We start from the raw sequence: 24,924 nt of genomic DNA, 5'->3' as shown, positions 1-24,924 counted from the left end.
AAAAACTTGGACAATAAACTAAAACCGTACTATGGACGAATACCTGCTTGCGGAGTTTTCTGCGGAGGGTGTCCCACATATACACGGGATAAGAATCCATGTCCGGGTGCTGAAATAAATTTTGCGCGATGCGATCGGTGCAAGACATTTCACCTATGCTGCAAGGAAAAGGAGATATCACATTGTTATGAATGTATGCTTTTTCCTTGCTCCAAATTTAAAAGTTTTGCAAAAAGATGGATAAGATATGGGCAAGACTCTATAGAAAATCAAAAACTACTCAAAGAATTAGGCTCAAAAGAGTTTCTCTTATACTACAATTCGAAGTATAAGAATGAGTTTATTCCCTTATCAAAGGAAGGGTAGAGCAGCGAAGCAATCCTCCCATTTTAGATATTTCGTGATACGGAATGGCTTCCACCTCTAGTCCCCATTCTTCATACATATGAGTATTTAGACGAGTAAAACGTTCTTCACTGACCACAATATCAGGAGAGATAGAAAATACATTTGTATTCATATAATACATCTCTTCCTGTGTAATCTCAAAAACATTATCTTTCCCGAAGAAATCAATCAGAAAGTTGCAATCATTCACATCTTTAAATCCTCGCTTGTAAATAATAGCCTTATCGTGTCCTACAGGCATAAATGTGCAATCGAGATGAAGGATACCCTGACGGGGATCGACATCATTCTTTTCCAGCTCGAGAGGTACAAATACTTTATCAGGAAATAGCTCTTTGAGAAAAGCAATAGCATAGGCATTGGTACGAGCTGTTTTATATTCGGTATAATCCCGCTCTGTATATGTACCTACAAAAATAGTGTCGTTATACAACACCACATCCCCACCCTCCACATGAGCTTTCTCCGGCAAATTATATATTTTATTAAATGCGATATCTCCATACACAGGTGCATATGCCTCCTGCTCATCAGCCCTATCGGGAATAATATTTGATGTAATTATCTTATCATCAATTACAAAAGCTACGTCACGAGCAAATACCTGATTACAGTTAGGAAGGATAAGAGGACGCAAAACTTCCACATTATGCTTTATTAGAGTTTGTTCGAAAATAGACATCTCGTCTGCAATATCTTCTTCTGTTGGGTAAGTCCTATTCAGTACTGCTTCATAAGATTTTGCATCGTAAGTTTCTTCTAATGTAGGTACCTTACCCAAAGAATATGGCTGTCCTAACACAACAGTTTTCAGTCGTGCTGTTTCGTTCTGTATATTTAATATCATAACTAAGCTTATTTAGATGATTTACAAATATATGATTTTAAGTTATTACTAGAAAATAATGAGTCTCTCTATTTTTCTATTTATATTTACACCTCAAACATTTACACAATGACAAAAGTTGCAATAACAGGAGCTGCCGGTAATCTAGGAGGATTGCTGGCTCAAGAAATGAAAGAATTAGACATTACACTTAATTTACTTATTCATAAAAAGGATGTCTCTTCCAACTTAAAAGGACAAAAAAATATATCTGTATTCAACATCGACCTATCAGACTCTGAAACGCTTAGCTCTTCCCTCGAAAATGTCGATGTAATCGTGCATTTTGCAGGTATATTATTTAAAGCTAATCCCGAAAAATTTCTACCAACTACCAATACTCAGTATTTCAAGAACCTTTTAGATATAGCTGTAAAAAAGCAGGTGAAACGTATAATACTAATCAGCTTTCCACATGTAGAAGGAAAAAGCACCCCCGAGAATCCAGCAAAAGGAGTATTGACTGGAAGCCCGGAGTCTATGCATGCAAAAACCCGGCTTGAAGAAGAGATATTACTATTCGAATATGGAGAAAAATATAATTTTGAGCCTGTATCTCTTCGGGTAGGCATGGTATATGGGCAAGGTATATTGATGATAGATGCAGCCCAATGGTTTGCCCGTCACTATATACTCGGTGTCTGGAAAAAGCCGACTTATATTCATCTGATCTCAAAAACAGACTTTGTAGACGCCACCATAGCCGCCACATTAAAGCCCAATATTAGAGGAATATACCATATAGGAGACGAAGGCATCCAGACCTTGCAACAGTTTCTCGACCAAATAACGACCTACAAAGGCAATCATAAGCCTTGGCGCATGCCTGTGTGGATGATAATGGCTGCCGCACGCACCTTCGAACTACATTCTGCCATATTCGGAACCCAAAGCCCTCTTACTGTCGATTTTATCAAGATAGGAATGGTGTCATATTATGGAGATACCAAGCGTATGCGAAAAGAATTGCTACCCAATCTAAAATATCCGACTTACCTCGATGGAATGGAGTTATTCGGCAAGCCATAGCAACAATAGCCTATAGAAAAACAAAAAGGGATTATCTTTTTTAGATAACCCCTTCTATATATAAGCTATTTGAATTTAGAAATTCATAGGTACCTCTATCAACAATATACGAGCATTTTCTGTATTTGCAGTTATCTGTATCTTGCCGATATCGGATAAGCCAATAGCATCTCTGTAATGCAACGTTTCATCCCCTACCGAAAATTCGCCCTCGATAACCATTACAAAAAGCCCATTACCTTGTTTTTTCAATTCATACTCAAGACTATTTCCTTTATCGAACGTACCGATACTGAACCATGCATCCTGGTGTATCCATAAAGAAGATGCGTCATTCTTTCCATTATAAGGCTCTACAATCTGTACCAGACGATTCTTATTATGTATAAAATCGAAGGCTTTCTGATCGTAGCGCGGCTTCACATTTTTTGTGTCAGGAAATACCCATATTTGGAAGAAGTTTACAGGTTTATCCTCATTCGCATTATATTCGCTATGAGTGATGCCCGAGCCAGCACTCATCACTTGCACCTCTCCGGTTTTAATAACCTCAGTATGTCCCATACTGTCTTTATGTTCCAAATCGCCATATAACGGGATTGATATTATTTCCATATTATCGTGAGGGTGCGTACCAAAACCTTCGCCACCCTTCACAATATCATCATTAACTACACGCAATGCTCCGAAATGAATACGATCGGGATTATAATAGTTTGCGAAACTAAATGTATGACGACTATCAAGCCATCCATGATTTGCATGTCCTCTACTTGAAGAACGGTATAGTATTGTTTTCATAACTTTTACTCCTTTTCTACTAAATGCGTATTGAATAATATTTAGAACTTTATAAAGTTTTACAATACAAAGATACGACATACATATACATATTAAAAATAATAAAAACAATACATATATATAAATATATTAATACATATACTGACCAAAAAAAAAGTTAATTATACAAAATAACATATCATAACAATAATGTTTTATAGAATGATAATTAGACTAATCTATAATATTTTATTAGTTTTACAGTTGAAGTAATTAGAAACAAGAAGTTATGAAATATCTCGTCTTTACATTACTATTTATAGTATTGCCCGGAATTACTTTCGGACAAAGTGAACAACTAAAAGATAGCTTTCCTCCATTAAAAAAGCCACCTATTCAGTATAATGAAAAGCTTGAAACATATCTACAACTCGACAACTCTCCTGCAGGCAAGCCTTTGAGCAATCCCAACATTTTTCAAAATACACAGAATGAAGGGATAAAGCCTATTGAATTGAATTTACCTCCTCTCGAAGTATATACAGGGCCACCTCTGGAGAGCAATACTTTTACCAGAAACCCGTTTGCAAATGATTATTCTCTCAATTCGGGTGCTGCTATCAATAACAGAACATGGTTAACTTCATTCTCTAAACAAAGTACATACCCTACTTTAGGTGCTGTCAGAAATGTTGGTGTAAACTTCCATTACATGCCACTCAACTGGTTGGCTCTATCCGCAGGTACTTATGCTTCTAAATCGAATCTAGGAGGACATTCTTTTAACGATGCCGGACTAAGTGGTTCTGCCAAATTTATAATAAATGACAGAATAAGGTTGAATGCCTATGGACAATACTCTGCTAATGGTGGCAAAAATGGTGTACAAGGCCCAATGATGGGAATGTATCCACAAACATTTTATGGAGGAACGATAGAGGTGAAAATAACTGAAAAATTCGGGATAGAAGGAGGAATCGTTAGGGAATTGAATCCATTCAATGGCAAATGGGTAAACAGACCTGTTATATCTCCGGTATTTTATACTAAATAAAACAGAATATCTCCGAGTTATTCTAAAAAAACGAAGGTACAAACTATCGTAGACCATGAAAAAGACACTAACATTTCTATTTTTCCTTATTCTTTCATCAATTATTTATGCACAGGATGAAAATTTCTATAAACGTCTTTCCGATGCTGCAATAGAATTGACAAAAGATAAAGTTGTATATGATCCTGCATATTATTCTATAGCTTATCCCAACGGCGACATACCCGCTGGCAAAGGAGTTTGTACAGATGTTGTTATAAGGGCATATCGCAAACTAGGGATAGACTTACAGCAAAAGATACACGAAGATATGAAAGCCAACTTCTCCAAATATCCCAAAAAGTGGGGAATGAAACGAACAGACCGTAATATAGACCATCGCAGGGTATTGAATCAAGCGACATTCTTCAGCAGATTTGGTACAACAAAAAAGATATCAGCTAATGGAAGCGACTATCTCCCCGGCGATATAGTCACTTGGGATTTAGGTGGAGGAATTACACATGTCGGAATAGTATCGGATAGGAAATCGACAGATCAAAAAAGGCCTTTGATAGTACATAATATAGGACAAGGACAGGTATTAGAAGACTGTCTTTTCAAATTTAAAATAACAGGACATTATACCTATGAATAAGAATGTACTCTATTTCTTCTTAAGAAATGGTCTTAGATCTTTTATAGCCTTTTTAGCCACCTTATTTATATTCAATTCATTGTAAGGATCTAGATGCATTACAATCTTATAGTCATCGATGGCATTATCATATTCTTTTTGCAATGTATAGACTGAGGCTCGTGTAACATATGCCAATATATTAGCCGAATCGAGAGATATCGCCTTATTGCAGTCAATCAAAGCTTTATCTAAATCTTTTTGCATCGAATAGGCTTCGGCACGTCCTCTGTATGCAACAATATTAACTGTGTCCAATACTATTGTCTTATTATAGTTTTCTATTGCTTTGTCAAATATCTCTTTAGTAAGATATATATCACCTCTTCTGTTGTAGATATCTGTTATATAAGACGGATTGTATTTAGACGCCCGATTATAATCTTCCAATGCTAAATCCAACAAATCTTGCTTTTGATAAATTACCCCTCTGTTATAGTATGCATCTGTATAATCTGCATTTAGCTTCAAAGCCTTATCATAATCGAGAATAGCAAGACTGTCTTTTTCCTCTATTTGATATATCCACCCTCTATTAAAATATCCTTTGGGAGAAGTGGAGTCTATTCCTATAATAATATCTGAATATTTAAGAGCTTTTGTATAGTTCTCTTTCTTCACATATTCTTTGTAAATAAAATTGTTTGCTTCAATGAGTAATATATTCTTTTTTCGAGGAGTAATGAGGGCTTTATCTGTATCTATATTTTCAAGAATGGTATGAAATGCATCCAGTCTATCTTTTATATTATCGAGGCTATCGGGTACTCTACTCATTTGCCGCCTGTATTCTGCAATATGCTGATCTTGCTTAATCTCCTTATCGAAGAGACCACAAGAAGTAGGAACAACAAGAAACAAGAGGAAAATAACTATATAATATATGACCGTCTTTAAAGATTGTCTCGCGAAGTCTGCTTTTATCATATTGTCTTTGTAATGTAAATTCAATAAGTTTGGCTGCCAAATGTGGAAGCAAAGGTATTAAAAATATGCAATGTATGGATAATAAATTCAACTCTGTTGTCGAAAAATAATATTAACGGCCAACACAGGAAATATTAAATATGTAAGCTTTACTCATAATTTAGTATTCATCTGTTATAAATATTATCTTTATACTTAGATTATACAGTAATACAGTAATACAGTAATACAGTTAAGATGAATTTTTTGGCTCATGCATTTCTTTCTTTTGGCAATTCAGATATTCTGGTTGGCAATATGATTGCAGATATGGTAAAAGGCAAACAGATAAACGATTACCCTCTAAGTATACAAAGAGGTATTCATATACACAGACAAATAGATGCCTTTACGGACAATCATCCGGCTACCCAATATGCTGCAAATTATTTGCGCCCCTCTGTAGGAAAATATGCAGGAGCATTTCTGGATGTAGCTTACGACCACTGTTTAGCCTTGGACAAGCAATATGAGCCAAAAGAAGGATGGAATTCTTTCTCTCAAAAAAGCTACAAACAGATTGAGTCATATGCCGACATACTACCATCCAAATTCTGCTCTATGTTCATGTATATGAGAAATGAAGACTGGCTGTATAACTATCGTTACGATTGGCTTATAGAGAAAAGTTTTTACAGGCTAAAACAAAGAGCCAGTTTTCTACAAGAGGAGGCCCCTGTTTTCGAGAACTTTAAAGCTCACTATAAAGAAATTGATGATAGTTTCAAGACCTTCTTTCCTGAATTACTCGCTTATGTAAAAGATATTACGAACAAGCCATAACTTTCAGAACACACTAGACACCTTTTGTATAATATTTAGAAGCTGCCCTACATCATCAAGCTTGAGTTCAAAATCAGAGTATTCTGGCGATGAATTCAAGGAATGACACATAATTGTCCCCTTCTCCACATCTTGATTCGATATTTGCTTACACAGAATTGTATTATCCAGCACTATAATCCAGTTAGGAAAATCCTCTGTATGTAATTTGTTGCGCCAATGCTCTTTATTCAACTCTCTGGCCAAAACGATATCACCATTACTGAGACTTCGCTTAGTATCATTGTCCATGCTATCTCCTTTTATTTCGAAAGCAAAGTAACGTCCATGTCCAATTTTGTCTACTATGAAATCAAACTCTTCAAATTCTTCGTCTAATATTTCTGCATCCCGACACTCATCTATGTATTTTGCATAAGCTTTTACAGGAATGAAAGGTACACGCATACGATACCTTCCGTTTGCCATTTCATAATATTTCACTCCCGATTTGGTTACAACAAAAGGCTCTTCACCTTTTATCTTATTCGAGCGGCTCATCTTTCCACTTCCAGTAGCCAACCATTCTTCGCTCACATTAAAATATGAAGCCAGAATAGATATATTCGATTTGTTTGGCTTAGTTTTTCCTTCTATATAATTTGCAATAGTACCTTTAGTTATAGCTGTATCTTTCCAGATACGATAAGCCGTAACGCCATCTTTCTCTAATAAAAACTTTAATCTGTCTTTAAACTCCATAATATTACTCTGTTTATAGTAATCGACTGAGTATTCACTATGCAAAAATAGTAAAATATTAGATCAAAAATATTTCCTGAAGGTTAAAAATGGTCGATTTGATTGAAAAATTCTCTTTTCTGACATATATCAATATCTATCATATATAATACAAAGAAACAGAACATATCAACTAAAATAGCTAAAATTTCAAATCCTATTTAAACACTACCCTTTAATATTTTTTAGCCAGCTTAATTTATTTATTCATAAACAATCAGGCTTTTACCATTGTTATTCTAATAAATATCTTATATTTGTTAAAGGAACATTTATAGAATTCTAAAATACGACACATCATGAAAGGATTTATATTAGGATTAGCTGTAGGTGCACTAGGTGTATATGCAGCATTACGACTAACTGATGAAGAGACACGAGAAGAACTACGCAACAAAGTAAATGATGTTACAGACAAAGCAAAGGCAGAATTAGATCATGGACTTGTTGTAGGTAAGAGCAAGGCGCTTCGTGCAGGTGTAAGAGCAAGACAGGAAGTAAGAAAAGGAAAGAAAAAAATTAACGAAGTCGCCGGAGATGTAGCAGGCAAACTGGCTGAGGAACTTTCTGACTTTGAAGCAAAGGCAAAAGCAAAAGCTTAAAGAATAATATAAAAAAAAGAAAGCAAAAGGGGTTATGCAAAAAGCATAACTCTTTTTTTGAATCAAAGCAAAGCTTTAAAGTTATCATTAAGCTTTTTCACCTTACTTTTCTTGTTCTTTGCATCATGATAGTACATAAGAGTGTAACCTTCCTTTTCGGCCTCTGTCAAAAAACGTATTTTTTCGTTTAAAGAAGTAAGAGCACACAGATCATAAGCAGAAATCCACTCTAAAGAGACATGAGCCGAAGTAGGTACAAGGTCGCCCGGAAAAGTAAAAATACCACTCTCTGTTTCAATAAAAGAAACCAACTGTCCGGAAGTATGTCCATCGTATAAACGTAAGTTGAAGCCTTCAGCAATCGCCACATCGTCCTCAATAAGGTATAATAACCCAGCATCATATATAGGCTGAATATTATCTGCAAAAAAAGAATCGGCCTCTAATCTGTTAGGATGTAGAAAACTATTCCATTGTGCCTTACTTAGCCAATATTTTGCGTTAGGGAAAGCAGGAATAATTTTACCCCTATCTATTGTAGTGGCTCCACCGCAATGATCGAAATGAAGATGGCTCAATACCACATCCGTTATATCTTCGACTTTCAGCCCTAAAATAGCTAAATTGTCCGGTACACTTACAATATCATGAGGGAGATAGTAAGATACGGTATCTAGGTTCTTATCTCCCATCCCGACATCCAATAATATTTTACGATCATTAGATACAGCCAGTGCACAACGCATTGCCAAGGGACATAAATTTTCATCATTCGACGAATATTTACGTTTCCAAGCCCTCTTTGGTACAGCACCAAACATTGCTCCCCCATCGGCCATTATGTACCCGGTTTCTATTATCTTTATTTCAAACATACTGCTAATATACAAAAAAAGAAGAGACGGTTTCTCAACCACCTCTTCCCGGACCTTAACACTAATATAAAACTAACATATACTATGATAAAAACAGGTAAAAATCAACTAAACAATCTATCTAACACACTATGAAAAAAGTAAGATACCTGTTTATCAATAAAACAATAATAGCTATTGATTGTTCAATTTTCTTTCATTTATTTTATTAACAATATCTACAAACGAATTCACTTCATATGCACAAACCGTTTGCAGAAAAAGGATAGAATATTGTACTACCTCTTTTGAAATTCTGTATATATTCTCTATTTTTGTAAAATATAATAGATATAGTCTATACAAAAAAAGAAAAGCAATGCTTATAGCTAAAAAACTAAAAGAAGAGAATATTAGTGAATACCTGTTATATATGTGGCAGGTAGAAGATATAATAAGGGCAAACAATTTTGATATAGAAAAAATATACAATCGGATAATAATTCAGTTCAATCAACCGGACGAAACAAAGGCTGCTATAAAATCATGGTATGAAGGTCTTATCGAAATGATGAGAAGTGAAGGTATAGTCGAGAAAGGCCACCTCATCATAAACAACAATATAATAGCAGACTTAACAGATCTCCATATCCGATTACTGAAGGATGACAGCAACACAGATTATTCTTCTGCTTATTATAAAACTCTACCATTTATAGTAGAGCTAAGAACAAAATCTTCGGGGAAAGATGTTCCTGAACTTGAAACGTGCTTTGCTGCTCTTTATGGCTATTTACTTATGAGACTGCAACATAAAGAGATATCGGGTGAAACACAGGCGGCAATTTCGCAAATATCTTCTTTCATCAGATTGTTATCTCAAAAATATAAAGATGAAAACAATGGAAGCTTGAGTGTTTAAAATTATTTCTCTTTTTTCTCCCTTATTTTCTCTCTTACTATAATATCACCTACCAACAATAAGAATACAGAGAGGAATATTAATACAACAACAGGATTAAAATCTAATCTAAGAATTTTGAAATCAGGGATTAGAGCCGAAAAATTAAATTCTAAAGAATGCCCCATTAGTCTGAAAACGACAACAGGTATAGCCAGAGCTCCGGCAATCAGTCCCATAGCCGCAAAGAATGACAAAATCCGATTTTTTTTATGCCGCTTTGCCACACTATATTCTACACGCTTCATTAACTTGCTTTCGAAAGCAGAAGAAGGCTCACTCAACTCCATTTTCTGGAATAGGCTATTAAGCCTATCATTATCCTGTTTTGTCATTGTCGTATGAGTTTATCTAGTTCAAAGTTCATAATTTTTCTTATTCTGTGCAACTTCACTTTCACATTTGCTACACTATGCCCAGTAATACTACTTATATCCTGAATACTCTGATTGTTGAGATAAAACATAGTAATCAACAATCCATCATCGGGAGGTAACGACTTTAATACCTGATCGAGATATTCCAATTTCTTTTCAAGGCTGACCTCATCTGTCACTTCTGATATATTTTCGTCCGGAATATTCGAAAACTTATCTTCGATGGCTACAAATTCATATTTTCGCTTACGCAACTCAGAAATAGTAGTATTATAGGCTATACGATAGAGCCATGTAGCAAAAGCTGAATCTTCCCGAAATTTATCTATTGACTCAAATACTTTTATAAAAACCTCTTGAGCAATATCTTCTGCGTCTGCCTGACAATGAACAATTTTACCGACAACTGTAAGAACCATCCTCTCATACCGTCGCACAATATGAATAAACGCATCGGTATGCCCATCTTTTATACAGCGGATATAATAAATATCATCAAAGTCAGCCATACCCGTAAGACGCAGTTATATATAACAGGTTACAAAGTTAGAGCAATAAAATTAGAAAAAAATTAAAGAATAAGGTTTCAAGCTAATTTATTTATCAAACAAGCATAACAAATACAGTCTATTACAATATCAAGACACAAGTTTAAGTATTTTATTTAATTTTACTTGTAACCTTTCAATAGAGCCTGCGTCAAAATGTACAAACAGATAAAAATATATAACTAAAAAATAATAATTATGAATGATTTAATTCCAGCTATTGTATGTGCTATCGTATTCTATTACATCTATAAGATAATAGAACTCTTCGTTAAGAAAAAAGAAAGAATGACTATAATAGAAAAATTTTCCTCAGGAATAGACCCGGAAATATTGCAAACTCCGATGTATAAGCCATTAATAAAAAATGAAAATAACTCTATATGGTCAATACGCAGTGGCCTTCTTCTTTTAGGAGTTGGATTGGGGCTTACTTTGGCTGTCATTTTCCATCTGTCGGGAACACCACGGGTTGCAGGTACTCAGGAATATTATGATTATCAAAACACAGTTTCGATTCTTTATCCTGCATTTGCTATCATATTTGGTGGATTAGGGCTGGTTATCGCCTATTTTATAGAAAGAAAAGACAATAAAAAAGCTGAATAATGAGAAAAGATATCTTGAGGTACGAAATAAGATAATCTGGCTAAAAGCAATTTCGAATTGCCACTAACAAAATTATAATAGCCAAGTATCTTTTTACTAACTACATACAAAGACCTATATTGTCCCAATAAAAATGGCAATATAGGTCTTAATTGTTAAAATACGAGAAAAAAGGAGCTGCATAGTGATAAATATATAATAAATCGAATTAACAGACATAACCTAAACAAAATGTTAAAATCAATTTTTATCTTCGTTTAACTAAAAACTAGAAATCGAAAACATACGTTAGGCATTATGAAACCTTATCTCTTAACCGTGATCTTGTTGATACTCAACGGATCGTCCATCTATTCCCAAAAAGGTACCCTTGAGAATATTATTATCAAAGGGCAAGTAGTAGATTCCTTAACTAAGGAAACAGTTCCTTTTGCAACCATCAAAATAATGGAAAAAGGGAAGCCTACGATTCTCTTGAAAGCTGTAGCAGCAGATGATAATGGAAAATTTCGGCTAGCTGTACCTCAAAAAGGCAGCTATATAGTGATTGCTGAATTTATAGGTAAAGAAACAGTCACTAAACATTTAGATATAGATGAAATCAAAACCATAGATATTGGAACAATAATGATGAAAGATAATTCGAAAGAGTTATCTGAATTTGTCATTTCAGCACAAAAACCTCTTGTAAAAGTAGATCTAGACAAAATCACATATAGCATAGAAGATGATCCTGAATCTAAGACCAACAATGTATTGGATATGTTGAAAAAAGTTCCATTAGTTACAGTAGACGGAGAGGAAAAGATTCAGCTAAAAGGTTCATCCAACTTTAAAATATACCTTAATGGTAAGCCTTCGAATATGATAAGTAATAATCCAAAAGATGTGCTGAGAGGCATGCCTGCCAATACGGTAAAAGACATACAGGTAATCACTGATCCCGGAGCTAAATACGATGCCGAAGGTGTTTCTGGAATAATCAATATAATAACCCAGAAAAACACTTCGATGGGAGGAATAACCGGAACTATAAATGGGCGAGTAGACGATAAGGGTGCATTTGGAGGAGGAACATACCTTTCTCTTAAATATGGGAAAATAGGCTTTACCGGAAGTTATAATTATTACGAATGGAAACAACCTAAAGGTATATATAGTTCTTTCCGAGAAGATCTTGGAAGTACTCAAGAATCTATGGATAATAGATATCTATATCAGAATGGGGTATCTAAAAACAATGGAAACGGACAATATGGTTCAGGCGAATTGAGCTTCGAAATCGACACACTAAATCTTATCAATGTAGGATTCAACCGATACCTAGGAAGTTCGAAATCGGAGTCAGACTGGCTTGTAGAGCTTATGGATATTAACGATATCAGTAAATATAATTATAATCAGTTAGGAAATACAAAGAATACTTACGGAGGAACAGATCTAAATGTAGACTATCAACGCTCGTTTAAGAAAAAAGACCAGTTATTAACAGCATCCTATAGATTTAGCTTCAGTCCCAGCGACTCAAAATCATCTACAGATATACAAAACCCTGTAGGGATATTACCTCCTGAAGCAATAATTAATAAACAATTTACTGATGCTGATATGAAAGAGCATACGTTTCAAGTAGATTTTGTTACTCCATTCAACAAAATACATAGCTTAGAAACCGGAGCAAAGTATATTATACGAATCAATGAGAGCAATAGTGGTATAGATATACTTAACTTGCTGGGAGAATGGCAAAACAATCCTCAAAACACAGATAAATTCAAACACGAGCAAGATATTCTGGCCGCATACGGAGGCTATAGTGCCAAATTCAAAAAATGGGGTATAAAAACAGGGCTTCGTTACGAAGCGACATGGCTAAAAGCAGAGTTTCCTCTAATGGAAGATAAAGGCTTTAAAGTAGACTACTCTAATCTCATACCTTCTGCAACTGTAACCTATCAGATAAAACCTGCGCAAAATATCCGATTGGGATATAACATGCGCATCTCACGTCCAGGTATATGGCAATTAAATCCATACAACAATACATCAAATCCTAATTATATTCAAATAGGTAACCCCGAACTAGATGCCGTGAAAACCCACTCGATAAGTAGTAATTATGGATATTTCAGTCAGAAAATAAATATAAACCTGAATATGTCTTACAATTTTCAAGACAACAGTATAGAAAATATAACTACCCTCGAAAACGGAATTAGCACTACAACATATCAGAACATAGGAAACAGAAAAAGTACGGGCTTATCAGGCTATATAAGCTGGAGTCCTAACGATAAATTAAGATTATACTCCAATATGTCCGGACAATATATTGACATAAAAACAAATAATGAAAAAAAGCTGTCTAATAATGGCTTCGGTGGCAGCATCTTTGCAGGAGGTCAATATACTACATTTTGGAAAATACGGACAAATGTAAACTCCGGTTTTTTTAGTTCTCAAATAAGCCTGGAAAGCAAGAGTCCTTCATTTTTCTTCTATGGATTATCTGTCAGTCGCGAGTTTGAATTGAAAAATAAATTTGCTAAAACCGTAACGGTAAGACTATATGGAGATAACCCTTTTACAAAGAATAAAGAATTCAAAAGTAAAACTCAGAATGAAGCATTCTTTTATGAATCTAACTCCAGCCAGCGTATGCGTACATTCGGTTTTGCTCTCTCTTTCCGATTTGGAGAGTTAAAAAGTCAAATTAAGAAAACTCAAAGAGGTATCTCTAATGACGACACCATGCAGGGAGGAGGACAAGGACAAACAGGTCAATCGGGAGGTCAAGGTCAATAAATAGATATAAGGAAATAGATGTTGTAACCTTAAGAGAAATATTTCCCTTAGGGTTACTCTTTTTTGAGCTATAAATAGTCGTCTTTTTATTAATTTATCTGAATCAGAAAACACTATCTTTGTCTAACTTTTTTATGATTATGAAACAGGCATTTATCAAGCTGCACCTATCTATACTCATCGCAGGATTTACTGGCATATTCGGTAAACTTATTACTCTAAACGAAGGCATGCTGGTTTGGTATCGGCTACTTATAACAACTATATTTCTTTTTCTGATGTTACTATTTAGTAAAAAGATGATAAGAATATCTCTAAAAAGTATGTTGAATATAGGTTTTGTCGGACTAATTCTGACTCTGCACTGGATTTTCTTTTATGCTAGTATAAAAGCATCAAACGTATCTATAGGAGTAGTATGCTTCTCTATGACAGGCTTTTTCACAGCCATCTTAGAGCCAATAATCAATAGAAGAAAGCTGTCTATGAAAGAACTGATATTTAGCATTATCGCACTCTGTGGAATAGCACTCATCTTTCATTTCGACACAAGATATCGTACCGGTATTATATTAGGAACTATATCTTCCTCTCTTGCAGCTTGTTTTGTTATCGCAAACAAAAGACTTGGTAATAATACCAACTTCTCGTGGAATATCACTCTCTTCTACGAAATGATAGGTGGATTTATATGTCTGAGTGCCCTCCTACCCTTTTATCTGATAATATTTCCGGTAGAATCGTTTATACCTTCGGGATTGAATATATTTTATTTGGTATTGTTCTCGGCTATTTGCACTATTGGTCTATATATGCTGCAAATACAAGCATTGAAAAGTATTTCTGCATTTACTCTCAATCTCAGCTATAATTTAGAGCCAATATACAGTATTATTTTGGCTATGATAATATTCAATGAATCGAAAGAGTTAAATCCTGCTTTCTATACAGGTCTTGCTCTGATAGCTGCTTCGGTTGTATTACAGATGCTATCTGTCATGAAAGAGCATAAAAAAATTAATACAAGTAGCCCGAATATATAAGAACAGAGGCTAAACCGTTTTAAAGGATAGCCTCTTCTATATAATATGTATTATTTCGCTTAGTCTAATCTCATAATATTTGCGCCTAACTGGCTCAATCTGACATCTATATTTTGGTATCCTCTATCTATTTGCTCTATGTTATGAATTGTACTTTTGCCATCCGCACACATAGCAGCTATTAACAAAGCAATTCCAGCGCGAATATCTGGAGAAGTCATTGTTGTAGCACGCATAGCTCTCTTACCGGTTCCTATTACCGTAGCACGATGAGGATCGCATAGAATAATTTGTGCACCCATTTCTATCAGTCTGTCGACAAAAAACAAACGGCTCTCAAACATCTTTTGATGTATAAGGACACTACCTTTAGCTTGTGTGGCTACTACTAGTAAGACACTGATAAGATCGGGGGTAAGTCCCGGCCAAGGTGCATCTGCAATTGTAAGGATAGAGCCATCTATAAATGTATCAATAGTATATTCAGCCTGAGCCGGAACAAATATATCATCTCCTCTTCTTTCGAGCTGAATACCTAATCGACGAAAAGCATCCGGAATTATACCAAGGTCGTCATATGCTACATTTTTTATGGTAATTTCCGAAGCTGTCATTGCAGCCATACCAATAAAACTTCCTATTTCTATCATATCCGGAAGAATACGATGCTGGATGCCTCCTAACTCTTTCACCCCTTCTATACGAAGCAGGTTTGACCCTACTCCGGTTATATTTGCACCCATTTTATTCAACATCTTACTTAGTTGCTGAATATAAGGTTCACATGCTGCATTATAAATAGTGGTTTCACCCTCAGCCAGCACAGCTGCCATCAGAATATTCGCTGTACCTGTCACTGAAGCTTCATCCAATAACATATAAGTACCTTTCAGTCTATCGGCAGAAATATTGTAAATCTGGCGCACATCATCATAGTCGAAATTAGCTCCTAGTTTTTGAATACCAACAAAGTGTGTATCAAGACGACGACGACCAATTTTATCTCCTCCCGGTTTAGGCAATGATGCTTTTCCAAAACGTGCAACAAGAGGTCCTATTATCATAACAGACCCTCTTAAAGATGCACTCTTTTTCAAAAACTCAGGGGTATACAGATAGTCAATATTTATATTCTCGGCTTTGAAAGACCATGTATCTTCATTTATACGTTTGGTTTCAACTCCCATTTCACCCAATAAACCTATAAGATTATTCACATCAAGTATATCGGGAATATTTTCGATAATTACTTCTTCCGAAGTTAACAATACTGCACAAATTACTTGCAATGCTTCGTTCTTTGCTCCCTGAGGAGTGATATCTCCACTGAGGCGACAACCTCCTTCTATGATAAATGATGCCATATTTTTAGTTTTTAGGTAAAGCCTGTCAGGCCATTAAAATATTCTTACTTCCGGTTCCAGTTCTATACCAAACCTATTTTTTACTTCATTTTGTACTTCTCTCATAAAGTTAACAATATCATTCCCATCCGATGATCCATAATTAACTATTATCAAAGGCTGATTAGGATAAGTCCCTATATTACCAATACATTTTCCTTTATAGCCGGCATTGTCGATAAGAAATGCGGCCGAAGTCTTAACCAATCCATTTTTTTGAGGGTAAGCCGGCAAATTAGGATAAGCCCTCGACAACTCTTCGACCTTACTCTGCTCTATATATGGATTTTTAAAGAAACTCCCTGCATTGGGCAACACTTTTTCATCCGGCAACTTTCGGGTACGAACTCTAATCACAGCTTCACGCACATTCTCTATAGTAGGTTCATGAATATCTTCGAGCTCTTTGTTCAAATCAAAATATTTAGGTGAATAGACAAAGGTACGTTTGAGATGAAATACAACAGATATTATAATATATTTGTTAGTCCGCTTAAAGATACTGTCTCTATATCCGAACTCACACTCTATATTCGAAAAAGAAATTCCTTCACCAGTCTCTATATCAATAGCAACCACTTCCTTTATCACATCTTTCACCTCCGCACCATATGCTCCTATATTCTGTACAGGAGCAGCCCCTACTGTTCCGGGAATTAATGAAAGATTTTCTAAACCGGCAAAACCTCGCTCTACACAATAGGCTACAAATTCGTCCCAGTTTTCGGAAGCATTTACTTCTATAAAAACATCTTCATCCTCATCTTCTTCATCCGATATTTCGCGTAATCCTTTTATTTGAGGGTGGATAACTAACCCATCAAAATCTTTTGTAAAGAAGAGATTACACCCTCCTCCGATTATAAGTTTTTTTTCTTGTGAGTGATCTGTTAAACACTTACGAAGATCTTCTACATTTTGCGGTTGACAGAAGATTTTGGCAATAGCTTCTGTTCTGAATGAATTGTAATTTTTTAATTGGGTCTGCCTATAATAGTCCATTTCGGGAATAATTGATTCAACAAAAGGTCTGATTAGCTATGCTTTCGCTTATACCAGACAAATAATAAAGAAAGAACAGTTATAACGCCAAGCACAATAAGTATAATTTGCCAATGGCTCATAACAAATCTAATGATAAAGATAAGTGCTAAAACTGCAACAACAATGCCTGCCACTTGTAAAATCCGACGAATAGTTGTTTTACGTTTCATTACAGCAAGTTCTTCTTCCGATGGGTAGATAACTTCTTCTACAGCCTCATCTGGTTTCGGCTCTTCTTTTTCGTAAGAATTGTATTCTTCGACATCGTCAGATGAATCCAGCTCCTCGTATTCTACATCTTCAGGCTGATTGTATTCTTCTTCCTTACTTGAAATAAAGAGCGTGCTCTTTATATCGTCTTCTTGTTCCATTTCTACCTCCGGAAGTACAGATTCTGAAATTATCATTTCCTCAGAAGCCCCCTCTATTTTTTCCTTAATAGTAGTCTCTTGTGAGAGAGACTTATCGTTGCGGGAAGCCTCTGTGTCAGCAAGTCGTATTATAGTATCCACTCTAGAGGATGCTACTTTGGTATCAAAATCTCCGTTATTGACCATTTCGATCAATTCATCTTCTATTGCCGGATATTTAATCATCAACGTTTTACAAGCATTTGCGAAATCACGAAAACGTTGTATTTTATCTATTCTTATCTTTACATCATCACCGTTACCGGCTGGTATATCGAGAATTTTATCAGCTAGAATTGCCTTCAAGCGCTCCATATGTCAGATATTATATTTTATGCTATTAACGGTTATCGTACATTTGCTCGTAATATTTCAGATAATCGCCGGAGGTAACCTCTTCTACCCAAGTCTGATTGTCCAGATACCAATATATGGTCTTAACAATACCTATTTCGAAAGAAGTTTGTGGCAACCACCCCAATTCTTCTGATATTTTAGTGGGATCAATAGCATAGCGCTGATCGTGTCCCTGACGGTCTTTAACAAAAGAAATGAGATTATTGTTAATCCAACTGATATCTATTGATCCATCTGCGTTCTTCTCTTTTTTCAGAAGTACCTCACGATACTCAGGCTTACTGTCCATAATATCATGTATGGTCTTTATAACCAACTTCACTATATCAATATTCTTCTTTTCGTTATGCCCACCAATATTGTACACCTCATCTAAACGTCCATGGTGGAGTACTGCATCTATTGCCTTACAATGATCTTCTACATAAAGCCAGTCACGCACATTGCTTCCATCACCATAAACAGGAAGCTGCTTGCCTGATAGTATATTCTTGATGATAAGAGGTATCAGTTTTTCAGGAAAATGATAAGGCCCGTAATTATTCGAGCATCGGGTTATATTTACGGGCATTTTGTAAGTTTCTCCGTATGCTTTTACAATAAGATCGCCACCTGCCTTTGCTGCACTATATGGAGATCGAGGATCTAACGGAGTAGCCTCGGTAAAGAAGCCATCTTCACCCAACGATCCATAAACTTCATCTGTAGATACCTGCAAATATTTAACATCTTTACGCCAAATAGGATAATTATTATCGTCTTTACCAACAGTCCAATATTTCTTTGCTGTATCTAGTAAATTTTGAGTTCCCAAAACATTTACCTGAAGAAAAAGTTGAGGGTTTTCGATGCTTCTGTCCACATGGCTTTCTGCGGCAAAATTCACAACAAAATCAATCTGATAGTCTTCGAAAACTTTGTCTGTAGCCTCTTTGTCACAAATATCGCCCTTAACAAAGACTACCCTTTTATCGTCCAACTCTTTTGATAGTGTACCCAAATTACCGGCATACGTCAATGCATCGAATACAATCAGCTGCGCATCAGGATGCACATCTAACATATATTTCACAAAATTTGAGCCGATGAAACCGGCTCCTCCCGTGATTAAATAAATCATTTTTTTCTTTAGTTAGTATACTATCGCAAAAATAAGAAAAAAACAAGACTAAAATACATCTTCCAAATAATATATACAGTAATTTATCTTAATGGAAGAGAACAGATTTGAACAAATATCACTTTTAAGGCTCAAATATTATCAAATAGATATATTTTTACTACATTTGTATCCTCCATAAATCAAAACCTATTATAAAAAATGAAATCAGAACAAGTATTATCAGAATTGAAACGTAGATTTCCGAACGAGTCGGAATATCATCAAGCTGTACAGGAAGTGCTCGAATCTATAGAGGATGTATACAATCAACATCCCGAATTCGAAAAGGCAAATTTGATAGAAAGACTTTGCATACCTGACAGAATTTTTTCGTTCCGCATTACTTGGGTAGATGACAAAGGAAATACTCATACCAATATGGGATACAGAGTGCAGCATTGTAATGCAATAGGCCCATACAAAGGAGGTTTACGCCTACATGCTTCTGTAAACCTTTCTATCCTCAAATTCTTAGCATTCGAACAAACATTCAAAAACTCACTTACTACTTTGCCAATGGGTGGCGGTAAAGGAGGTTCAGACTTCAGCCCTAAAGGAAAATCGAATGCAGAAATTATGCGTTTCTGCCAGGCATTTATGACTGAACTATGGCGCCACATAGGCCCTGATACAGATGTTCCCGCGGGAGACATTGGTGTGGGTGGACGAGAAGTTGGCTATTTGTTCGGAATGTATAAAAAGCTGGCTCGTGAGTTCACAGGAACTTTCACCGGAAAAGGGCTTACTTTTGGTGGATCTCTCATCAGACCTGAAGCAACCGGATATGGAAACGTATACTTCCTTCTCGAAATGCTTAAAACTAAAAATATAGATATCAAAGGTAAAAAATGCCTCGTTTCCGGTTCAGGTAACGTTGCTCAATACACTTGCGAAAAACTAATAGAATTAGGAGCTATCCCTGTCTCTTTATCAGACTCAAACGGATATATATATGATCCGGAAGGCATTACTACCGAAAAGTTAGAATACGTAAAAGAGCTAAAAGAGCTTTACAGAGGTCGTATTAGCGAATACGCAGAGACATATGGATGCAAATATGTACCAAACGCACGTCCTTGGAGCGAAAAAGGCGACATAGCGCTACCTTCGGCAACACAAAACGAAATCAATGGCGAAGATGCTAAGAAACTGGTCGAAAATGGAATCTTTGCAGTTTCAGAAGGAGCAAATATGCCATCTACCCCTGAAGCCATAGAAGCATTTCAACAAGCTAAAATACTTTATGCTCCGGGCAAAGCGGCTAATGCAGGAGGTGTTTCTGTTTCCGGTCTAGAGATGACTCAAAACTCAGAACGGTTAAGTTGGGCTGCAGAAGAAGTGGACAATAAGTTGAAATGGATAATGCAAAACATTCACGAAAATTGCGTGAAATATGGTACAGAAGCCGATGGCTATGTAAACTATGTAAAAGGAGCAAATATTGCAGGATTTATGAAAGTTGCAAAAGCTGTGATGGCACAAGGAATTATCTAAATTACTCGAAAAAAAGTATATTGGAAGAACACTTTCAATATACTTTTATCTTTCTTTCAAAAATAAAAAGAGAGCTTTTAGGATTATCCTTAAGCTCTCTTTATAATTTAAACTTTGGTTACTTTCTATTTTAACCTAAGTAGCTTTTTAGTAATTTGCTTCGTGAGTTTTGACGTAGACGCTTAATTGCTTTTTCCTTGATCTGACGTACACGTTCGCGAGTAAGTTGAAATTTATCACCAATTTCTTCCAGGGTCATTTCCTGATATCCAATACCAAAGAACATTTTGATAATTTCACTTTCTCTCTCTGTCAATGTTGATAATGCCCGCTCAATTTCTTGTTGTAGCGACTCATTTATCAGCGTACGGTCGGCAATAGGAGCATCGTCATTTACAAGAACATCTAACAAGCTATTGTCTTCTCCTTCAACAAAAGGAGCATCCATTGAGATATGACGTCCTGAAACCTTCAACGAATCGGATATTTTGTCTACAGGTATGTCTAATTGCTCGGCTAGCTCTTCTGCTGATGGCTTGCGTTCGTTTTCTTGCTCAAATTTAGAGAAGGCCTTGCTAATTTTGTTTAGCGAGCCAACCTGATTGAGCGGAAGGCGTACGATACGCGATTGTTCTGCTAGAGCCTGCAATATAGATTGGCGAATCCACCATACCGCATAACTAATAAACTTAAATCCTCTTGTTTCGTCAAATTTTTCAGCAGCTTTAATTAGTCCGAGATTTCCCTCATTGATTAAGTCTGGTAGGCTGAGTCCTTGATTCTGGTACTGCTTAGCTACGGATACAACAAACCTAAGGTTTGCTCGTGTCAGTTTTTCTAATGCTGCCCGATCTCCTTTTTTTATGGCTTGCGCCAACTCCACCTCTTCTTCAACCGTAATAAGATCCTCTCGACCGATTTCTTGTAAATACTTGTCTAAAGACGCGCTTTCACGATTCGTAATTGATTTTGTAATCTTTAACTGCCTCATATACAGATATATGTATTAAAACATCTCGAAAATGTTTGCAAATATAGCAAAAAAATATAAAATACAGGCCGCAACCTGCCCTTATTCTTAATTTCCTTAGTTAATTTTACTCAAAATGATTTTTACTTAGCTTTTTGTTGTATAAAGTTTAAATACAATTTGTATATAAGTAATAACGCTTAAACAGTGTATTTGTTCCTGTTTAAGCGTTAATTATTACAAGTAAATTAATTATTCACTAAGATCTACAGCATAGAATTTCTTACTTCCATCTGCTGCAATACCAGCAACGAACAATCCTTTATCCTGACTATTTGCTACAGACTGAACAATACTTTCGACCTCAGAGGCAGAAGATACCGGTTGGTTATTAATTTTCTGTATAATAAATCCTTTTGCGATACCTTGCTTATGGAATTTTCCGGCATTATCTACTCCGGCTACTTCTACCCCATAGCTGATACCTAGTTGTTTTTTCTTTTCTGCACTTAGATCTTTGAATGCAGCCCCTATAGCACCCATAGCATCACCTTTCTTTACAATAGCTGTACTTCCTGAATTATTTTTTAAAGTAACATCATATGACTTATCTGCATTTCCTCGTTTGACCTGTACCTTAACTTTATCGCCAGGACGGAAACGGTTTACCTGATCCTGAAGTTCGCTTACATTTCTAACTTTCATTCCATTTATAGATACTATGACATCGCCTTCCTCTACTCCGGCTTGTTTAGCTGGACTCATTTCTGCAAAGCCTCCTACATAAACACCTTCATTTACAGCCAGATTCTTTGTCTTTTCAGGATCAGCTTCTTTTGCCATAGGTATATCTTGTATCATCACTCCTAATACGGCACGCTGCACAGTTCCATATTCTTTTATATCGGCTACAACTTTTCCTGCTATAGAGATAGGAACAGCAAATCCATATCCGGCAAAATCGCCTGTTTGGGAATAGATCGCAGTATTGATACCAACTAATTCTCCATTAGTATTTACCAATGCACCACCACTGTTACCTCTATTAATAGCTGCATCTGTTTGTATAAATGACTGAATATTATTAGATCCTGAAGAACCAATATTACCACGTGATTTTGCACTAACTATACCAACAGTTACAGTCGATGTTAAATTGAACGGATTCCCAACAGCTAATACCCACTCTCCAACTTTTAGATTATCCGAATTACCGAAAGGTATATATGGTAAATCCTTACCTTCTATTTTTAATAAAGCAATATCAGTCTGAGGATCGGTACCAACAAGTTTTGCAGTATATTTACTATTATCATTTAACGTAACCTCTATTTCAGAAGCTTTGTCTATTACATGATTGTTGGTTACAACATAACCATCTCCTGATATAATTACACCTGACCCGAACCCTACACTTGGCTGAGGATTACCATATCCTTGACTATCTCCTCTATCTCCAAAACCAAAAAAATATTCGAAAGGGTCTATCATACGCTGACGCCCCCCTTGTGGAGTCTGAGATTTTACTGTAGATTTGATATGTACTACTGCATGTATAGAATTCTCCGCAGCTTTTGTAAAATCAGGATACCCCTCCGCAGTAAAGGCGGCAAGATGAACTCCTTTTTGATCAAACTCATGCCCATAACTGTACACATCGGCAGAACTATATCCTTTTCTGTAATCCATGAAGCTATATGTACCATATGCAGCTCCTATACTCACTAATGCAACCAATGCGTAGGTTGAAATATTTTTCCAAATTTTATTCATATGCAAGTATTATTTAATTAATTATTCAAAGTTCTTTCTAATTCTTTTTTGATTAAATTTCTGTTTCAAATGTAAACACAAAAACTATACACTTGGTATGTGATTACTCTATTTTTTAACACTTTTAACCGAGCAAATCATCTTTATTGCAATTTTAACAATTCGCTAAGACTTTTTGTCAGTATAATGATAAATAAAAGATGATTTCGTTAGTTCTATTCATGACAATAATGCTTATTTTTGCTCCAGTTTTACCAGAAGATATACGAATATGAAAACCTGTAAACTGCAAGGAGGACTGGGAAATCAAATGTTTCAATATGCTGTAGTCAGAGCCACCGAAGCAGATAGAAACAGAAAAGTTCTCCTTGACACTTATTTTCTCAGAGAGAATAAAGGCTCTACTGACACCTTTACAGCAAGAGAACTGGAACTCGATATCTTTCAGAATCTCAATGCCGATTATCTTACCAATAGCTGGCGAAAGATATTACTTTCAAAAGGCGTTTTTTATCGATTGATACGTACCGTATTGAGAGTATCTCCTCTGGTTGTAAAACAAATAGAGAATGAGTTTATAAATATACCTCAAAGGAAAAATCTCTACCTTGATGGATATTTTCAATCCGAAAAGTATTTCAGCCATATAAGAGAAGAGCTACTCAATCAGTTTAAGTTTCCTTCACTGGATGGGAGAAATACAGAGTTGGCAAAGAAGATGACGATAGAGAATTCTGTAAGTATACATGTAAGACATGGAGATTTTCTAAAACTCAAAACGGTCTCAGATTATCACGGAGTACTGCCATTGAGCTATTATAAAGATGCTTTAGAGAGGTTGGGAACAGAAAAGGATCTGACCTTTTATATATTTTCAGATGATTCCGATTTTATACGATCTGAGTTTGAATTTCTATCCAACAGGCATATTATAGACTGGAATACAGGTCGGGATAGTTGGAAAGATATGGCTCTGATGAGTACTTGTAAACATCATATTATTGCCAACAGCAGCTTTAGTTGGTGGGGAGCATGGCTTTCGTCAGGAAACGGTTATACGATCGCTCCTTCCAAATGGTTTGGGGACAAAGCTAATTACAACATCTCTGACTTTATACCAGATAGATGGCAGACAATAAACATATGACAG

25 protein-coding genes are annotated in these 24,924 nt (G+C 35.7%); 12 read left to right on the top strand and 13 right to left on the bottom strand.

The annotated features are described in order from the left end of the window. Positions 1–6 precede the first annotated feature (6 nt). Positions 7–366 (top strand): DUF3795 domain-containing protein, encoded by a 360-nt coding sequence (locus BGC7_RS18305; RefSeq protein ID WP_082206528.1) that lies wholly within the window; start codon positions 7–9, stop codon positions 364–366. Here BGC7_RS18305 and BGC7_RS07215 read toward each other — a convergent pair. Next, positions 341–1,255, bottom strand: a complete 915-nt coding sequence (locus BGC7_RS07215; RefSeq protein ID WP_050700879.1) for a dimethylarginine dimethylaminohydrolase family protein — start codon at positions 1,253–1,255, stop codon at positions 341–343. The two genes, BGC7_RS18305 and BGC7_RS07215, sit on opposite strands and share 26 nt — an antisense overlap. Positions 1,256–1,363: 108 nt before the next feature. Here BGC7_RS07215 and BGC7_RS07210 point away from each other — a divergent pair, with 108 nt between their 5' ends. Continuing rightward, the gene (locus tag BGC7_RS07210; RefSeq protein WP_050700878.1) at positions 1,364–2,323 is read left to right on the top strand and encodes an NAD-dependent epimerase/dehydratase family protein; all 960 of its coding nucleotides are present in this window, start codon (positions 1,364–1,366) and stop codon (positions 2,321–2,323) included. Positions 2,324–2,398: 75 nt separating this feature from the next. On the opposite strand, the gene BGC7_RS07205 is transcribed toward BGC7_RS07210, so the two are convergent. Then, positions 2,399–3,124, bottom strand: coding sequence for a pirin family protein (locus tag BGC7_RS07205; RefSeq protein ID WP_050701077.1), 726 nt, complete (start codon positions 3,122–3,124; stop codon positions 2,399–2,401). 268 nt (positions 3,125–3,392) lie between these two features. On the opposite strand from BGC7_RS07205, the gene BGC7_RS07200 reads away from it, so the two are divergent. Then, on the top strand, positions 3,393–4,157 hold the full coding sequence (locus tag BGC7_RS07200; RefSeq protein ID WP_050700877.1) for a hypothetical protein: 765 nt from the start codon (positions 3,393–3,395) through the stop codon (positions 4,155–4,157). Between the two features lie 55 nt (positions 4,158–4,212). After that, entirely contained in the window at positions 4,213–4,794 is a 582-nt protein-coding gene (locus BGC7_RS07195; RefSeq protein ID WP_050700876.1) for a DUF1287 domain-containing protein, read from the top strand. Between the two features lie 9 nt (positions 4,795–4,803). Here BGC7_RS07195 and BGC7_RS07190 read toward each other — a convergent pair whose 3' ends face one another. Further along, positions 4,804–5,760, bottom strand: coding sequence for a tetratricopeptide repeat protein (locus BGC7_RS07190; protein WP_082206567.1), 957 nt, complete (start codon positions 5,758–5,760; stop codon positions 4,804–4,806). A 237-nt stretch (positions 5,761–5,997) separates the two neighbouring features. On the opposite strand from BGC7_RS07190, the gene BGC7_RS07185 reads away from it, so the two are divergent. Further along, positions 5,998–6,582, top strand: a complete 585-nt coding sequence (locus BGC7_RS07185) for an acyl carrier protein phosphodiesterase (protein ID WP_050700874.1) — start codon at positions 5,998–6,000, stop codon at positions 6,580–6,582. Between the two features lie 3 nt (positions 6,583–6,585). Here BGC7_RS07185 and BGC7_RS07180 read toward each other — a convergent pair whose 3' ends face one another. Next, positions 6,586–7,323, bottom strand: coding sequence for a LexA family transcriptional regulator (locus BGC7_RS07180; RefSeq protein ID WP_050700873.1), 738 nt, complete (start codon positions 7,321–7,323; stop codon positions 6,586–6,588). A gap of 338 nt (positions 7,324–7,661) precedes the next feature. Here BGC7_RS07180 and BGC7_RS07175 point away from each other — a divergent pair, with 338 nt between their 5' ends. Then, positions 7,662–7,964: a hypothetical protein gene (locus BGC7_RS07175; RefSeq protein WP_050700872.1), complete on the top strand. Its 303-nt coding sequence runs from the start codon at positions 7,662–7,664 to the stop codon at positions 7,962–7,964. Between the two features lie 62 nt (positions 7,965–8,026). Here the strand turns inward: BGC7_RS07175 and BGC7_RS07170 are convergent, their stop codons facing one another. Then, complete coding sequence (locus BGC7_RS07170; protein WP_050700871.1) at positions 8,027–8,839, bottom strand: MBL fold metallo-hydrolase; 813 nt, start codon at positions 8,837–8,839, stop codon at positions 8,027–8,029. Between the two features lie 358 nt (positions 8,840–9,197). Between BGC7_RS07170 and BGC7_RS07165 the strand changes: the two genes are divergently transcribed. Then, positions 9,198–9,740 (top strand): DUF4924 family protein, encoded by a 543-nt coding sequence (locus BGC7_RS07165; RefSeq protein WP_050701076.1) that lies wholly within the window; start codon positions 9,198–9,200, stop codon positions 9,738–9,740. A gap of 2 nt (positions 9,741–9,742) precedes the next feature. Here the strand turns inward: BGC7_RS07165 and BGC7_RS07160 are convergent, their stop codons facing one another. Next, entirely contained in the window at positions 9,743–10,114 is a 372-nt protein-coding gene (locus BGC7_RS07160; RefSeq protein ID WP_050700870.1) for a hypothetical protein, read from the bottom strand. Then, positions 10,111–10,665, bottom strand: a complete 555-nt coding sequence (locus tag BGC7_RS07155) for an RNA polymerase sigma factor (protein WP_050700869.1) — start codon at positions 10,663–10,665, stop codon at positions 10,111–10,113. Before BGC7_RS07155 ends, BGC7_RS07160 begins: the two co-directional genes overlap by 4 nt. Before the next feature lie 237 nt (positions 10,666–10,902). Between BGC7_RS07155 and BGC7_RS07150 the strand changes: the two genes are divergently transcribed. From BGC7_RS07150 to BGC7_RS07140, 3 genes are all read left to right on the top strand, one after another. Continuing rightward, the gene (locus tag BGC7_RS07150) at positions 10,903–11,313 is read left to right on the top strand and encodes a DUF6249 domain-containing protein (protein WP_050700868.1); all 411 of its coding nucleotides are present in this window, start codon (positions 10,903–10,905) and stop codon (positions 11,311–11,313) included. A gap of 297 nt (positions 11,314–11,610) precedes the next feature. Further along, positions 11,611–14,118, top strand: a complete 2,508-nt coding sequence (locus BGC7_RS07145) for a TonB-dependent receptor (RefSeq protein ID WP_050700867.1) — start codon at positions 11,611–11,613, stop codon at positions 14,116–14,118. A gap of 140 nt (positions 14,119–14,258) precedes the next feature. Further along, the gene (locus tag BGC7_RS07140; RefSeq protein ID WP_050700866.1) at positions 14,259–15,161 is read left to right on the top strand and encodes a DMT family transporter; all 903 of its coding nucleotides are present in this window, start codon (positions 14,259–14,261) and stop codon (positions 15,159–15,161) included. 59 nt (positions 15,162–15,220) lie between these two features. On the opposite strand, the gene murA is transcribed toward BGC7_RS07140, so the two are convergent. From murA to rfbB, 4 genes are read right to left on the bottom strand one after another with little or no spacing between them, the layout of a single operon-like run. Next, positions 15,221–16,525 carry a UDP-N-acetylglucosamine 1-carboxyvinyltransferase gene (murA, locus tag BGC7_RS07135; protein WP_050700865.1) on the bottom strand — a complete coding sequence of 435 codons (1,305 nt, stop codon included), beginning with the start codon at positions 16,523–16,525 and terminating at the stop codon, positions 15,221–15,223. Positions 16,526–16,558: 33 nt separating this feature from the next. Beyond that, entirely contained in the window at positions 16,559–17,566 is a 1,008-nt protein-coding gene (murB, locus tag BGC7_RS07130) for a UDP-N-acetylmuramate dehydrogenase (protein WP_050700864.1), read from the bottom strand. Positions 17,567–17,598: 32 nt separating this feature from the next. Further along, on the bottom strand, positions 17,599–18,333 hold the full coding sequence (locus tag BGC7_RS07125) for a hypothetical protein (RefSeq protein WP_050700863.1): 735 nt from the start codon (positions 18,331–18,333) through the stop codon (positions 17,599–17,601). 25 nt (positions 18,334–18,358) lie between these two features. Beyond that, the gene (gene rfbB / locus BGC7_RS07120; protein ID WP_050700862.1) at positions 18,359–19,495 is read right to left on the bottom strand and encodes a dTDP-glucose 4,6-dehydratase; all 1,137 of its coding nucleotides are present in this window, start codon (positions 19,493–19,495) and stop codon (positions 18,359–18,361) included. 201 nt (positions 19,496–19,696) lie between these two features. On the opposite strand from rfbB, the gene BGC7_RS07115 reads away from it, so the two are divergent. Further along, positions 19,697–21,031: an NADP-specific glutamate dehydrogenase gene (locus BGC7_RS07115; protein WP_050700861.1), complete on the top strand. Its 1,335-nt coding sequence runs from the start codon at positions 19,697–19,699 to the stop codon at positions 21,029–21,031. A 130-nt stretch (positions 21,032–21,161) separates the two neighbouring features. On the opposite strand, the gene BGC7_RS07110 is transcribed toward BGC7_RS07115, so the two are convergent. Both BGC7_RS07110 and BGC7_RS07105 read right to left on the bottom strand, forming a co-directional pair. Next, complete coding sequence (locus BGC7_RS07110; RefSeq protein ID WP_050700860.1) at positions 21,162–22,022, bottom strand: sigma-70 family RNA polymerase sigma factor; 861 nt, start codon at positions 22,020–22,022, stop codon at positions 21,162–21,164. 231 nt (positions 22,023–22,253) lie between these two features. Further along, positions 22,254–23,774 (bottom strand): Do family serine endopeptidase, encoded by a 1,521-nt coding sequence (locus BGC7_RS07105; RefSeq protein WP_050700859.1) that lies wholly within the window; start codon positions 23,772–23,774, stop codon positions 22,254–22,256. 271 nt (positions 23,775–24,045) lie between these two features. Here BGC7_RS07105 and BGC7_RS07100 point away from each other — a divergent pair, with 271 nt between their 5' ends. Next, complete coding sequence (locus BGC7_RS07100; RefSeq protein WP_050700858.1) at positions 24,046–24,921, top strand: alpha-1,2-fucosyltransferase; 876 nt, start codon at positions 24,046–24,048, stop codon at positions 24,919–24,921. Positions 24,922–24,924: the final 3 nt, after the last annotated feature.

This window comes from Dysgonomonas sp. BGC7 (assembly GCF_001261735.1).
Classification (GTDB): domain Bacteria; phylum Bacteroidota; class Bacteroidia; order Bacteroidales; family Dysgonomonadaceae; genus Dysgonomonas.
The sequence above is the reverse complement of the archived record's forward strand: the minus strand, read 5'-3'. Positions and strand labels throughout refer to the sequence as shown.

Bases quoted from the DNA above. Each gene is read 5' to 3' on its own strand.
- BGC7_RS07165 (WP_050701076.1), top strand. From the start codon at position 9,198: ATGCTTATAGCTAAAAAACTAAAAGAAGAGAATATTAGTGAATACCTG.
- BGC7_RS07180 (WP_050700873.1), bottom strand. From the start codon at position 7,323: ATGGAGTTTAAAGACAGATTAAAGTTTTTATTAGAGAAAGATGGCGTT.
- BGC7_RS07195 (WP_050700876.1), top strand. From the start codon at position 4,213: ATGAAAAAGACACTAACATTTCTATTTTTCCTTATTCTTTCATCAATT.
- BGC7_RS07145 (WP_050700867.1), top strand. From the start codon at position 11,611: ATGAAACCTTATCTCTTAACCGTGATCTTGTTGATACTCAACGGATCG.
- BGC7_RS07190 (WP_082206567.1), bottom strand. From the start codon at position 5,760: ATGATAAAAGCAGACTTCGCGAGACAATCTTTAAAGACGGTCATATAT.
- BGC7_RS07200 (WP_050700877.1), top strand. From the start codon at position 3,393: ATGAAATATCTCGTCTTTACATTACTATTTATAGTATTGCCCGGAATT.
- BGC7_RS07210 (WP_050700878.1), top strand. From the start codon at position 1,364: ATGACAAAAGTTGCAATAACAGGAGCTGCCGGTAATCTAGGAGGATTG.
- BGC7_RS07110 (WP_050700860.1), bottom strand. From the start codon at position 22,022: ATGAGGCAGTTAAAGATTACAAAATCAATTACGAATCGTGAAAGCGCG.
- BGC7_RS07170 (WP_050700871.1), bottom strand. From the start codon at position 8,839: ATGTTTGAAATAAAGATAATAGAAACCGGGTACATAATGGCCGATGGG.
- BGC7_RS07140 (WP_050700866.1), top strand. From the start codon at position 14,259: ATGAAACAGGCATTTATCAAGCTGCACCTATCTATACTCATCGCAGGA.
- BGC7_RS07185 (WP_050700874.1), top strand. From the start codon at position 5,998: ATGAATTTTTTGGCTCATGCATTTCTTTCTTTTGGCAATTCAGATATT.
- BGC7_RS07150 (WP_050700868.1), top strand. From the start codon at position 10,903: ATGAATGATTTAATTCCAGCTATTGTATGTGCTATCGTATTCTATTAC.
- BGC7_RS07155 (WP_050700869.1), bottom strand. From the start codon at position 10,665: ATGGCTGACTTTGATGATATTTATTATATCCGCTGTATAAAAGATGGG.
- BGC7_RS07175 (WP_050700872.1), top strand. From the start codon at position 7,662: ATGAAAGGATTTATATTAGGATTAGCTGTAGGTGCACTAGGTGTATAT.
- BGC7_RS07125 (WP_050700863.1), bottom strand. From the start codon at position 18,333: ATGGAGCGCTTGAAGGCAATTCTAGCTGATAAAATTCTCGATATACCA.
- BGC7_RS07215 (WP_050700879.1), bottom strand. From the start codon at position 1,255: ATGATATTAAATATACAGAACGAAACAGCACGACTGAAAACTGTTGTG.
- BGC7_RS07160 (WP_050700870.1), bottom strand. From the start codon at position 10,114: ATGACAAAACAGGATAATGATAGGCTTAATAGCCTATTCCAGAAAATG.
- BGC7_RS07105 (WP_050700859.1), bottom strand. From the start codon at position 23,774: ATGAATAAAATTTGGAAAAATATTTCAACCTACGCATTGGTTGCATTA.
- murA (WP_050700865.1), bottom strand. From the start codon at position 16,525: ATGGCATCATTTATCATAGAAGGAGGTTGTCGCCTCAGTGGAGATATC.
- BGC7_RS07205 (WP_050701077.1), bottom strand. From the start codon at position 3,124: ATGAAAACAATACTATACCGTTCTTCAAGTAGAGGACATGCAAATCAT.
- BGC7_RS07100 (WP_050700858.1), top strand. From the start codon at position 24,046: ATGAAAACCTGTAAACTGCAAGGAGGACTGGGAAATCAAATGTTTCAA.
- murB (WP_050700864.1), bottom strand. From the start codon at position 17,566: ATGGACTATTATAGGCAGACCCAATTAAAAAATTACAATTCATTCAGA.
- BGC7_RS07115 (WP_050700861.1), top strand. From the start codon at position 19,697: ATGAAATCAGAACAAGTATTATCAGAATTGAAACGTAGATTTCCGAAC.
- rfbB (WP_050700862.1), bottom strand. From the start codon at position 19,495: ATGATTTATTTAATCACGGGAGGAGCCGGTTTCATCGGCTCAAATTTT.